Source organism: Thermostichus sp. MS-CIW-25 (assembly GCF_054060015.1).
On sequence record NZ_JBSSCS010000009.1, the window covers coordinates 16,431 to 28,976 of the forward strand.

The 12,546-nt window shown below is 60.3% G+C and carries 6 protein-coding genes and 1 pseudogene; 1 reads left to right on the forward strand and 6 read right to left on the reverse strand.

Annotated features, from left to right (window positions below; translation table 11 throughout):
• Positions 1-31: 31 nt before the first annotated feature.
• A complete protein-coding gene (locus tag ACVWZ1_RS05170; protein WP_457502729.1) occupies positions 32-4,843 on the forward strand; it encodes an alpha-2-macroglobulin family protein in 4,812 nt (1,603 codons plus the stop codon).
• A gap of 6 nt (positions 4,844-4,849) precedes the next feature.
• On the opposite strand, the gene ACVWZ1_RS05175 is transcribed toward ACVWZ1_RS05170, so the two are convergent.
• From ACVWZ1_RS05175 to ACVWZ1_RS05200, 6 genes and pseudogenes are all read right to left on the reverse strand, one after another.
• Positions 4,850-6,724 (reverse strand): Rqc2 family fibronectin-binding protein, encoded by a 1,875-nt coding sequence (locus tag ACVWZ1_RS05175; RefSeq protein WP_457502730.1) that lies wholly within the window; start codon positions 6,722-6,724, stop codon positions 4,850-4,852.
• A 243-nt stretch (positions 6,725-6,967) separates the two neighbouring features.
• The gene (locus ACVWZ1_RS05180; protein WP_457502732.1) at positions 6,968-7,573 is read right to left on the reverse strand and encodes a DUF3727 domain-containing protein; all 606 of its coding nucleotides are present in this window, start codon (positions 7,571-7,573) and stop codon (positions 6,968-6,970) included.
• A 103-nt stretch (positions 7,574-7,676) separates the two neighbouring features.
• Positions 7,677-7,913, reverse strand: coding sequence for a gas vesicle protein GvpG (locus ACVWZ1_RS05185; RefSeq protein WP_011433717.1), 237 nt, complete (start codon positions 7,911-7,913; stop codon positions 7,677-7,679).
• A gap of 189 nt (positions 7,914-8,102) precedes the next feature.
• Positions 8,103-8,492 carry a hypothetical protein gene (locus ACVWZ1_RS05190; protein ID WP_414342319.1) on the reverse strand — a complete coding sequence of 130 codons (390 nt, stop codon included), beginning with the start codon at positions 8,490-8,492 and terminating at the stop codon, positions 8,103-8,105.
• 341 nt (positions 8,493-8,833) lie between these two features.
• Positions 8,834-9,841: pseudogene (locus ACVWZ1_RS05195) on the reverse strand (AAA family ATPase); the annotation flags it as partial.
• Between the two features lie 352 nt (positions 9,842-10,193).
• Positions 10,194-12,419 (reverse strand): pentapeptide repeat-containing protein, encoded by a 2,226-nt coding sequence (locus ACVWZ1_RS05200; protein ID WP_457502734.1) that lies wholly within the window; start codon positions 12,417-12,419, stop codon positions 10,194-10,196.
• Between the last annotated feature and the right edge of the window lie 127 nt (positions 12,420-12,546).

The window sequence follows — 12,546 nt, forward strand, 5'->3', positions numbered from 1 at the left end:
CAGGGTAGGAGCAACAAAGGAGAGGGATCCCATGCTGAGGCGATGGTTAGCGGCCCTGGTGCTGTTGTTGGGGGTGGGGCTGGCAGTTTTGCTTTCCGAACAGCCGACGGGATCCCTGGTGGGACGGGTGGAGCTACCGGCAGGGGTAGCTCTGGAGAGCGTCCGGGTGATCGCCGCCGGCCCGGCCACTCGCAGCTCCAGCTTGACCGCAGATGGCGAATATCGCTTGGATCGATTGCCTGTTGGGGAATACCAGGTGACGGTGCAGGGGAGCGGCCTGGAAACGGTGGGCAGCGAGGGATCCGTTCTGGTGCGGGAGGGGGCAACGGTTCGGATCCCCACCTTGCGCCCTCAGCTTGTCCCCCCCGGTCTCCATCTCTACAGCACCAGCCAGGTGTTCACGACCGCAGAACCGGCGCGGCTGCAGTGGCGGGCCACCAGCCTGGGCTCGGTGCAGCTCAGCCTCTATCGCTTTTCCCTGGCGGATCTGCAGGGATCCCCTCTCTTGCGGGATTTGGCGGATGCTGGCTATGGCTCCCTGGATCCGGCTCTGTATCCCACCCTGCGGCGGGAGCTTGTGCGCAGTTGGCAGCAGCCGGTGCCACGACGAGCGGGAGAGGGGTGGACAGCCCAAACCTTGGAGCTGGGGATCCTGCCGCCGGGGGCCTACTGGGTGGAGGCGGAGGGCCGGGAGCCGCTGAATGCGGCTGCACCCTTGCCCCGTTTCGACCATTGGTTTTTGGTGAGCGATCTCGGCCTCATCCAGAAGCAGGATGCCAGCCAGTTGGTGGTGCAGGCGGTGCACCTGCGGGAGCTGCGTCCCCTGGCCGGGATCCAGATCCAAGTTTTCGGGGAGTGGGGGGATCCCCTGACGGCCACCACCGATGCAGAGGGGCTGGCCCGCTTTGGCCTGCCGGCGAGAGAGGGTTCTTCCCTGGTGGTCTATGGCCGCAGTGCCGACAACACCCTGCAGGCTTTGTCCCGCAGCTACGCCTATGGCTGGAACCAGCCCCACCGGATCTACGCCTACACGGATCGTCCCCTCTACCGCCCTGGCCAAACCGTCTATTTCCGCGCCCTGGTGCGAGAGCAAACCCGCCTCACGCCGCCCCCCCCAGGACAAGCAGTGCAACTGACCCTTACGGCCCCCAACGGGGATGTGTTGAGCGAACAAACCCTGGCCACCAATGCTTTTGGCAGTGTCCATGGGGAGTTTCAACTGCCGGAAGAAGCGTCCCTGGGCAGCTACGGCCTGGAGTGGCAGGTGTCAGGGCCGCAGGGATCCAGCCGCGAATACACCTCTTTTCAGGTGGAAGCCTACCGCAAGCCGGAGTTTGAGGTGGCGGTGGTGCCCGACCGACCTTGGCTGGTGCGGGGGGGATCCCTGAAGGTGCAGGTGGAGGCCGAGTATCTTTTCGGCGCGCCGGTGGCCGCTGCCCAGCTCCGCTACCGAGTTTACAGCAGCCCCGACTGGAGCCTGCGCTATGGGCTGTTGCCCCGTTCTGCCGAGGAAGACTATTTCGCCGACGACCTGGGAGAGGAGCAGGGCTACTACGGCGGCTACGGCCAGTTGGTGGCGGAAGGGGAAGGGGTGACGGATGCCCAGGGGCGTGCCGTCTTTCACCTACCCCGCCTGTTGGCCGATCTGGACTGGGAAGAAGACAGCTACTGGGGCCCCCAAGAGGTGCAGCAACTGCGCATCGAGGTGGAGGTGACCGATATCAGCCGCCGGACGGTAACAGGATCGGCGCGGGCCTGGGTCACGGCTGGCGAATTTGCCCTCTTTGCCGAGGCCGACCGCCACCTGCCCGCTCCGGGGGATACCCTCACCTACCGGCTGCAAGCCCGCGATTACGATGGCCGCCCCGTCAGCGCCACCGGAGAGCTGAGCCTGGAGCGCTGGCGCTGGGATCCCAAGAGCAGCACCTACCAACGGCAAGGTACCCTGCTGCGGCAGCCTTTTCAGATCGTCAACGGGGAGGGCAGCCTCACCCTCAGCTTGCCCGCCGACCTGGAGCCGGGAGACTACCGGGTGCGGTTGACGGCATGGGATCCCCGCCGTCAAAGTGCTCTGCACCGCTGGCGCGAACGGGTGCAGGAGGTGGACTATCTCTGGGTGGTGGAGCCGGGCAGCCCCCTGCAAAGTTGGGGATCCCTGCCCAGCCTGGAGGTGGTGGCGGATCGGCAGATCTACCAGGTGGGGGAGGAGGCCCAGATCCTGATAGTCTCGCCGCTGCCGGATGTGGCGGTGCTGGTGGGCATTGAGGGATCCCGGCTGCACCAGGTGCAGGTGCTGCGTCTCCAGGGGCATACGGCCACGCTGCGGCTGCCCATCCGCGGCGACTATCGTCCTAATCTCTACGTCACTGCCACTGCCATCGGCCCAGAGCGGCGGCTGTACCGAAGCGAGGCCCTGCTGCGGGTCTCCCCCTTGGATCGCTTTTTGCAGGTGGAGCTGCAGACCGATAAGCCCAACTATCGACCGGGCGAGACCGCCCAAATCCAAATCCGCACCCGCGATGCCCAAGGGCAGCCGGTGAGCGCCGAGGTGGGCCTAGGGATTGTAGACAATGCCCTCTACCTATTGCGACCCGACTTCACCCCGGATATTCGCCGCTTCTTCTATGGGCGCCAGTACAACCAAGTTACCACCACTACCTCTTTCCCTCAGCAATATCCCGGCGGTGCTGACAAGCTGGCCGGCCAAGTGCGGGAAGACTTTCGCGATACCGCCGCCTGGTTTCCGGATCTGGTCACCAATGCCGATGGCCTGGCTCAGGTGCAGGTGCGCTGGCCCGACAACCTGACCACCTGGCGCTTGACCGCCCGCGCCGCCACTGCCGACACCCAGGTGGGATCCGCTCTTGCCACAGTCTCAGTCAGCAAAGACCTGTTGGTGCGCTTGGCCGCTCCCCGCTTTTTCCGGGTGGGGGATCAGCTCACCTTGGCGGCCATTGTGCAAAACCGCACGGGTCAAGCCCAAGCGGTGGAGGTGCGGCTGGAAGTTCCTGTTCCTGCCGGTGGGATCTTGAAATTGCAAGGCCCGGAACGACAACGCCTCACCGTGCCGGCCCAAGGAGCGGGGCGGGTGGAATGGCCTCTCCAGGTTCTGGGGGCCGGAGATACCTCTCTGCGGGTCTGGGCGGAAGGGAATGGGCTGAAAGATGCGTTGCAACTGCGGATCCCCAGCCAGCCCTTTGGGGCGGCGCATCGCTTCTCCCAAGTGGGCCAACTGGGAACCCCGTCTGGCTTGCGTGAAGGGGAGTCTGGCAGTCTGGAGTTGCCGCTGGATTGGCCCGCCACCTGGGTGCCGGGATCCCGGCAGCTTCACCTGGAACTGGCCGCTAGCCCGGCAGCAACCCTGCTGGGGCCGCTGGATTACCTGGTGGAGTTCCCCTACGGCTGCACCGAGCAAACCCTGAGTCGCTTCTTGCCCGCCCTAGCCGTCGCCCAAGTCAGCGAGCAGTTGGGCTTGAACCTGCGCTCTCAAACCCTGGAGCGGCTGCCTCGAGTGCTTCGATCCGGCTTGCAGCGACTGGAGGGATCCCAGAACTACGATGGGGGCTGGGGCTGGTGGGCCCGTGACCGGAGCAACCCCTATCTGACCGGATACATCCTGCAGGGATATCACCTTGCCCAAGCTGCTGGCTATGCCCTCAAAGAGTGGCGGGTGCGGCAGGCCTTGGACTATCTGGCCGCTCAACTGGCCCAGCCACAAGCCCTCTCCCCGGATCTGCAGGCTTTTGTCGCCTACAGCCTGGCCCTCTGGGATCCCGCTTTGGTAACTGCCGACCTGCCGCCGCCGGCCCAGCTTTCCACCTTTGGCCTGGCCTACCATGGCCTGGCCGCCCTGCAACTGGGCCAGAGGGATCTTGCCCAGGCAGCCCTGGATGAGGTTCTGGAGCGGCGGCAACAGGATCCCCAAGGGCGCTGGTTTATCCCGGCTGCTCCAACTCGTGCGACCCAAGAGCGCTCCACCTACGACGACATGGAGGTGGCCGGCCCGCTTTTGCAATTGGCCGTTCGCTTGCAGGATGACCGGGCTGCCCAGATTGCCGAGGCCCTTCTCCAGCAGCGGCAAAACAACCGCTGGCGCACCACCAAAGCCACCGCCGATGCTCTCCTCGGCCTGTCCGCCTACTACCAAGCCCAGCAGCAGCAGCTTCCCAGCCCCGGCGAGGTGCGGGTGTTGGATGGGACAACTGGATCCCTTCTTGATCGCTGGCAGGCCGGCGCTGGGGATCCCCGCTATGGGCTGGATTGGGCTGACGCAGAAGTGGGGAACCTGAGCAGCCTGCGCCTGGAAAAGTCCGGCCCCGGCCCCCTTTACTACAGCTTGAGGGGAGAAGCCTTCGTCCCCAACCCTCTGCCCTCTCAAGCCCAAGGCTTTGCGGTGAGCCGCAGCTACTTCCGCCTACAGCCCCAGCCCCAACCCAACGGGAAGATCCGCTACCGAGAGCAGCCGCTGCGCCCTGGCGACACAGTAAGGGCCGGAGAAATCCTCCTGGCCCGGTTGACGGTGGAAGCCGAGCGGGACAGCCACTACGTGGCGGTCGAGGATCCCCTGCCCAGCGGCGCCGAGATCACCTCCCAGGATCCGCGAGAGTTCACCGGCTTGGCCCCAGACTACTGGTGGGACTGGTTTTGGACCCGCCAAGAGAATCGGGATGACCGCGTGGCCTTTTTCAGCACCGAGCTCAAGCAGGGTCGCCATGAGTTTGTCTATCTCTTCCGTCCGGAGATCCCCGGCCAATTCCAGGTGGCTCCTGCTTTGGCCGAAGAAATGTACGACCCCAGCCGCTATGGCCGCAGCGCCCCTTACTCCCTCAAGGTTCTTCCCTAGATTCCCTCAAGCCTGCTCGTGGCATGGGCCAGAAACGAAGCCACCGGTCGCGTCGGTGTTCACGAGGGCTGACGCAATGAGGAATTGAGCACGGCTGGGCCGCCCCCAAAGCACCTGCTCCTGCTTGTAAACGACCATGCCGGGCGGGGATCCCTTGGGTTTGAACACCAGTTTCGGGCGGGTATAGACCACCGGCACCTGTTCGCTGAGGCGACCGCGGCTGAAATGGGCCGCCAAATCAGCAGCCGCCTGCAGATCTTCGCTTTCTGCTACAGCCCCGGGGGGCAAGCGCAGCAGCACATGACTACCGGGGATCTCTTGGGCATGAAACCACCAATCGTGTTCCTGAGCCACGCGAAAGGTGAGCTGATCATTTTGCAGGTTGTTGCGCCCCACCCAAATGGAGAAGCCACTGGGGCTGGTAAAGCGGTGGGGGTTGAAGGTTGCCGGTGAGGCATGTTTTGAGCTCGCCCGCAGAGACTCTGTCCCGCTGTTGCGAGTGGGACTCTCCAAGTAGCGCTGTTCAATCAGCTCGGTCTCAATTTCCTTGAGGGTGGTCAAGTCTTGGGGATCCCGATAGGTGTCTAGCTGCTGTAGAGACGCTTCCACCTGCTCGAGGTAGAGGATCTCTTGGCCGAGCGCCTCTTGTAGGGGCCGGATAGCATCCTGGGCCCGTTTTTGTTTGCGGTGCTTGCGGTAGTAGGCTTGGGCATTGAGAATGGCATTTTTTTCGGGGTCGAGAGGGATCTTGACCGTCTGGCCGCTGGCAAAATCCGGCAGCTCGATGTGGTGCAGCCCTGGCCGCCAAAGGTGGAGGTGGGCCATCAACAAGTCGGCAGCCTGCTTGGAGGCTTCCGCTTGGGTGGAGTCGGCCAGCATTGCCTCAAATTGCTCTCGCCGCTGATAGAGCTTTTTCAGCAGGGTGGATACCCTTTGCAGCAGACGGTGGCGCTCTCGCTCAAACTGTTCGCGGTTAAGCTGAGCCTGGTAGTAGCCTTCCAGAAGTTGGTGCAGATTGAGTCGAGAAGGTTGTTGCAGGGACTCCGTCCCGCTAACGGGAACGGCACCGCTTGCCCAGCCGAGGACGGTGTATCCCTGGGGAGTGGGAGCTGGGTCAAACTGGCCTGTTTCCAGACGGGTTAACCAGTCTTGCCACCTGGCAAACAGTGCCTGCCAATCGCGGGCAGAGAGGTGATCGGTGGAGGTTTGCGGCGGGATCCCAGCCTGATGGCACATCGCTTCCACCAAATGCCGACTGAGGCCGCGATAACAGCGCAACAGCCGTTGGCCGATGGGGCCAGGGATCAGGGCAACGCGCTCTTGCCAGCAGGAGAAGGGCTCGGATCGCTGCGGGATCGGATCGGTTAGGGCCGGAGGAGCCTCGTAGGGCAGGCCCGGCTGCACTGGACGGATTCGCGATTGGCGCTCGCTCACCCCATGGCCACTGGCCAAGATCATGCCCGCCTCGTCCACCAAAATGGCATTGCTGTGCTTGCCCATCACCTCCAGGTAGAGATGGCGATAAGGGGGATCCCCGGGCCGAGGGGCAAAGCGCAAGTCAATCACCCGTTCCCAATCGTCCAGCAGAGCCAGCTCCGTCAGAGCCAAACCCTTCAGGTGCCGTTGGAGGAACTGGCTGAATTGAAAGCCATCCGGCTCTTTGGGAGGAGGCTGACAGAGGTGGAGACGGGCCGCCTGAGGATGCCAGCACAACAGCAAGCAGGGGCGGGCAGTGAGGGTGCGCAAGCCAATGACCACCGTCCACAGATCGGTCTGTTGGATCCATTCCACGCGGGCAGGCAACACTGGATCCCGACCTGTCTTAGCCTGGGTTAGATCGGCGAGCACAGCACGCAGGGTGGTTAAATCAACCGGCTGCATCCCTGTTGCTCCTTCGCTACGCAATGCTCAGGCGGCTGGTCTGAGGCTGGCTTATTCTGACCCTTGGCCCGCAGATCCGACGCCCCCGACAGATGTTGAGACGGGTCTGGAGTGGCTGGTGAAAAACTCTGGGCAAGTTTTACCGGGTAGTTTCACCACCTCTATCCCTATGGTGCTCCGCACCGCCGAGGCGACTGGCTGGGCAGGAGTATCCAACTCGGCAGAACAGAAGGGGTTGACCGCCTAATCTTCGTCTTCATCTTCTTCGTCATCTCCGTCTTCCCATTCCTCATCGAGATCCAGCAGCAGGGCATAGAGCTGATCAAAAAGCTCTGGCGGCTCATCGGGGGTGAGCAGGTAGGGATCCCCTTCGTCGGGCAAAGCGGCGTAGAGCAAAGCGGGATCGAGGGGAGTAAAGATGCCGTATTTCTTCTCTTGGTAGAAAAAGGTAGCTAGCAGTTGAAACTCCTGGGCATCTTCCTCGCTCTCGCCCAGCTCGAACACATCTTCCTCTTCGACTGGGGGCAATTCCCCCTGAACCGTGAGGATGTCGAAGCCATTTTGCTGCAAGGTGAGGTTCAACTCCCCCAGAACAGCCTGGATGGTGGGCAGGGCAGCCTGTAGCTCTTCGGGATCCGGCTCGTCCAGGATCCCTTCCATGTCGGCATCGCCGTTCACCGCTTGGCTGGGTTCCTCTTCCCCTTCCCAAACCAGCACTTTAATCACAGCATCAACGGGAGTCACCAGAGCATAGGTCTGCTCGTCGATGACCACCTGCCGCAGGATCTCGCACTTGAGAGGCTGGTTTTGCTCGTCACGGAGCACCAAGGTTTCATGGGATCCAGTCATTGAAAACAGCCCAGGAAAGATGGGGGTGTACAGAAGCTCATTCTCCCATGTTCTGCCCCCCCTGCAATGCTGAGGGATCCCTTCCAGGCCCACCGGCAGAACTCTATGCTTCGGCTTCTCCTTCTGCTTGGGTTAAGGCTTCCAGAGCCAATAAAATCTCCTCTTCTCGGCGGGCGTAGGTTTCTTCGTCAATTTCTCCCAAATCTAGCTGAATTTGCAGGGCTGTAAGTTCTTTTTGCAGGTTTTCTTTGCTGTCTAGCTGCGCTTCGGCGCGTTCTTGGATCTGCTCCGCTAGCCAAAGCAAACTTTGGGCCGGCCACGTCAACAATTGCCAAACCATCCCAGGGCCCCTAAAGCAGATGATGAGTCTTCGTAATCCTATCAATTTGGATTCTCAGGTGGCCATTGCCCCGGCCTAGCCGTGAAACTTTTTGTTCCCTTCCTCCCCAAGCTGGAAAGACTGGGACACGCACGAAGCGCCAGGGGAAACACTGGCTATTGGTGCTCAGGCAAGTCCTAGCCGCGAAGACTAATCCTCTCGCTGGTGCTTCTCGATCCACTCCATGAGCTCCCCCTCGGAATGGGTACACAGGCGCTCTCCCGTGATTGGGTCTTGGACAGACCACCAGACCATGCCGCTGCCATCTACCCACTGCCGCACCCGCAGTTCATCGCAGGCCGCCAAGACTGCCTTCAGGCTCTGCCAAAGGTGGCGCAGTCCTCTGAAGAGCGCTGAAGAGAAGGGATCCCTGCCGCCGTACTCGGCTGCCAGCTGCCGCTCTTCTTGTTTCAGCAGCTCCATCAAGCGGGTGTTGTTGGCCGCTCTAGCTGCTTCCAAACGACGGGCCAGGGAGGCTGCTATGTTTTGGCGATGGCGGGCCAGGAGACTTGTCCCCCTCATTTCAGCGATTGCACTCATAAGGCTGCTCTACATACCAGTACCTCTACACGATCAATCCTACCAAAAAATCTGTAGTCAAGGATACGAAAAGTGCAAAACCATCGGTCCTGCACGCTAACGTGCGGGATCCGATCCCAGTGCCCTGCCTGGGAGCTGCCGGAAGTTAATCCAACAAGGGGCCACCTGAGCAGCTCAGATCAATCGGCGGCTTCCCCGGACGGATTTAACGGGGGCTAATCCACAGGCAGCAAATTCAAGCGGAGCGGCAACCGGAGTTTTTCTGCGTCTTGCAGGAAAAAATGCTTGCAAGCCTACTTCCACGGAGCTGCCACAACTCGGAACGAGCCGACCAAAACAGCTTAGGCAGGAGGTGGAGAGGAAAAGGATGGGGGACTATCAACTTCAATGTAGCCTAACCCTCTCTTCTGGACGATGGTCCGTAGCTCCTGAATCAACTTTTGATCTTGGGAAGCGGTACGTGCTCCTGACTCGGCAGCCCATTCTTTCAAGCTTTGAATTTGGTCACGAGCGATGGCAGCTAGAGGAACCGTTTGGCGAATGGCGGTCAGGATATCTTCTTGGGTGAACTCGCGGGGTGGATCCTGATTAAAGGCCATGTGCATGGCATCGTAAATGGTCTGTTCAATTTCCGCCCCGCTGAAATCTTCTGCAGCCATGGCCAGCTCAGTATAGGAGAAGTCTCGTACTCGGTTGGACCGTAGCCGTTGGACATGGACTCGAAAAATCTCTTCCCGCTCCCGTTGGTTGGGCAAATTGACGAAGAAAATTTCGTCAAACCGGCCTTTGCGCAGCAGCTCGGCCGGCAAGATGCGGACATTGTTGGCGGTGGCAACAATAAAAACGGGTTTGGTTTTTTCCTGCATCCAGGTGATCAGGCTGCCGAAGACCCGCTTGCTGGTGCCCGAATCCCCTGAAAACTCGCTGTTGACGCCGCCAAAGGCTTTATCCAACTCATCAATCCACAACACACAAGGGGCCATGGCTTCGGCAATTTGGATCATCTGGCGCACACGGCTTTCGCTTTCCCCGACAATGCCCCCGAACAATCGTCCCACATCCAGCTTGAGCAGAGGCATTCGCCACTCGCGGGCGATGGTTTTGGCACATAGGGATTTGCCGGTGCCCTGAATGCCAACCAGCAAAATCCCTTTGGGGCTTGGTAGGCCATAGGCATGGGCCTGAACACTGAAGCTGTTGCGGCGCCCCCTAATCCAGGCTTTGAGGTTTTCCAGGCCACCGACGTTTTGCAGAGTCTCAGAGGGATTGTAAAACTCCAGGATTTCAGTTTGGCGGATGTATTGTTTTTTCTCTTCCAAAACGAGATCAATATCCCCTTCGCTGACTTTACCGCTGGAAGTACAGACAACCTCGGTTGACCCCTCTTCAGTGATTTCGCCAATCACCAGGTGAATGTGGCTTTGCCCATTCTTATTGGCTTGAAGCGGCGGCAGCTCAAGAGTGGCAGGATAGGCCGTGCCGCTTTTGAATAAAGGAAAGAAATCCGGTGCCTGTAAATAGGGGTTCCAGAGGCGCAAGGCATAAGTATGGCGGAGATGATCTTGGAGATGGGCAAAACGAGTTAGGGCTAATGCTCTGTCGTCAAGGGATCCCTTAAGTACAGCGCCTCTCCTGTTGACTCCCCGCAGTTTAGCTGCCGGCTAGGGGCAAGTAGCATGGGTTGTCAGCTAGGGGATCCCGCTAGCGTTTTGCAGGAGTTGGGGGAGGTAGGTAGAGGGTATCGCGGTGGTCAAACCAGATGCTCGCCAAACCTTTAAGCCAGAGGGACAGCCAGATCCATTTCCACTTGAAATCAAGTCTTGCGCCTTTGAGGTTTGCGCCTTCTACAGTGGCATGATCCAGGTTGGAGCCTTCCAAGTTGGCATAGCTCAGGTCAGCCCAACTGAGATCGGCCCCGCTGAGATTGGCTCGGCTGAGATCGGCCCCGCTGAGATTGGCTCCAATAAGGTTGGCCCCGCTTAAATTGGCGCCGACCAGCTTGACTCCGCCCAAGTCGATCCAGTTCAAGTTAGCTCCGCTTAAGTTGGCTCCCTCCAGGTTTCTGTTGTCGGGCCGACCATTGACCAGTTCCCACACAAGATGCCACTTGGCATCGAGCTGAGTTTCTGGAGAAAGAATAGAGCGTCGCAGGTTGGCCAATTTCAGATCTGCCCCCCTCAGGTTGGCCCCGCTGAGGTCGGCACCGCTGAGGTAAGCGTTACGTAACTTGGCTCTGCCCAGCTTGGTCTGGGTTAGGTTGGCTTCTCCTAGCTTGGCCTTGTTGAGGCTAGCTGCGCTCAGGTCAGCCCCGCTGAGATCGGCTCTGCTTAGGGAAGCTCGGCTTAGGTTAGCTCCGATGAGCTTGACTTGGCTAAGGTCTGCCCGGCTCAGGTTGGCTTTCCTCAGATCTGCCCCGCTCAAGTCCGTTTGGCTCAGGTAGCGCAGAGGGCTGGGAGCATTGACATCAAGCAAGTTCAAACCCGACCTGCCCAGCTTGGCCTCGCTGAGGTTGGTGCCGATGAGGTTAGCCTCCCTCAGGTCGGTGCCAACTAAGCTGGCCTTGCTCAAGTTGGCTCCAATGAGCTTGGCGCCGACCAATTTGGCCCCCACCAGTTTGGCCCTGACCAGTTCAGCCTTGATCAGGCTGGCTCCACAGAGGTTGGTTCCCTCCAGGTTTGCCTTATTCAGATTGGTCTGGCTGAGGTTGGCGCCTCTCAAGTCCGCCTGACTCAGATTGGCTTTGCCCAACTCTGCCCACCTCAAATTTGCCCCGCTGAGGTTAGTTCCTCTCAGGTCAGCCTCCACCAAGCTCGCCCCTGTAAGCTTGACTCCGCTCAAGTCAGCCTGGCTCAAATTGGCCCTGCTCAGGTCGGCATAGATCAGGTTTCTTGCCTGAGCACGGCCGTTGACGAGCTCCCACACCAAGCGCCACTTGGGATCCAGCTGTGTCTCAGAAGAGACGAGAACTCTGCGCAGGTTCGCCAGCTCCAGCTTGGCTCCCCGCAGGTTGGCCTGAGTCAAGTCGGCCCCCTCCAAGTTGGCCTCGCTGAGGTTGGCTTGGCTGAGGTTGGCTCCTCTCAAGTTGGCCGCGGCCAGCCTCGCCCCTTTGAGATTTGCTCGCGTCAGGTCTCTTCCCCTCAGGTCGGCCCGCTCTAGAATAGCCCTGCTCAAGTCAACGTGGTTCAGTTTTTTTTCCTGAGCACGGCCGTTGACGAGCTCCCACACCAAGCGCCACTTGGGATCCAGCTGTGTCTCAGAAGAGACGAGAACTCTGCGCAGGTTCGCCAGCTCCAGCTTGGCTCCCCGCAGGTTGGCCTGAGTCAAGTCGGCCCCCTCCAAGTTGGCCTCGCTGAGGTTGGCTCCTCTCAAGTTGGCCGCGGCCAGCCTCGCCCCTCTGAGATTTGCTCGCGTCAGGTCTCTTCCCCTCAGGTCGGCCCGCTCCAAGTTGGCTCCGCTCAAGTCGGCTTGGGCTAGGCTTTCCCCCTGGGCAACGCCGTTGATGATTGTCCACACCAGGTGCCACTTGGGATCCATCTGCGTTTTGGGAGAAATGACAACCCACCTCAAGTTGGCGTCCGTTAGGTTGGCCCCCAGCAAGCTGGCGCCGATGAGGTTGGTGCCCAGGAGGTTGGCTCCGCTCAGGTTGGCTCCGTTCAGATCGGCCCCGCTGAGGTCTGCTTGAGTTAGATTGGCTCCGCTCAGGTTGGCATGGCTGAGATTCACCTGGCTCAGTCTCGCGCGGTTTAGGTTTGCTCCTCTCAAGTCTGCCCCACTCAGATCTCGCTGACTGAGGTTGGCCTTTCTCAAATCCGCCCAGCGGAAATCTCGCTCGCCAGCCTCCAATTTTGCCCCCAGATCTCCCACCGGACGAAGGGTAACCGGATAGGCTTTCGCGATTTGGATAAGTTGGGGATCACCCGAATCCATTAGGGTTGTCCAGAGAGCAAACTGCTTTTCCCAATCCAGAGGTTGGTTTAGGGTTTGGAGGAGAAGCTCTCTGCCTTTTCCGTTGTAATGGCTAAAACATTTGATGGCGCCGTTTGCGCTTCTGGGA

Excerpts from the sequence above, each read along its gene's own strand:
- ACVWZ1_RS05190 (WP_414342319.1), bottom strand. The coding sequence starts at position 8,492 with ATGAGTGCAATCGCTGAAATGAGGGGGACAAGTCTCCTGGCCCGCCAT.
- ACVWZ1_RS05200 (WP_457502734.1), bottom strand. The coding sequence starts at position 12,419 with ATGGATTCGGGTGATCCCCAACTTATCCAAATCGCGAAAGCCTATCCG.
- ACVWZ1_RS05180 (WP_457502732.1), bottom strand. The coding sequence starts at position 7,573 with ATGACTGGATCCCATGAAACCTTGGTGCTCCGTGACGAGCAAAACCAG.
- ACVWZ1_RS05170 (WP_457502729.1), top strand. The coding sequence starts at position 32 with ATGCTGAGGCGATGGTTAGCGGCCCTGGTGCTGTTGTTGGGGGTGGGG.
- ACVWZ1_RS05185 (WP_011433717.1), bottom strand. The coding sequence starts at position 7,913 with ATGGTTTGGCAATTGTTGACGTGGCCGGCCCAAAGTTTGCTTTGGCTA.
- ACVWZ1_RS05175 (WP_457502730.1), bottom strand. The coding sequence starts at position 6,724 with ATGCAGCCGGTTGATTTAACCACCCTGCGTGCTGTGCTCGCCGATCTA.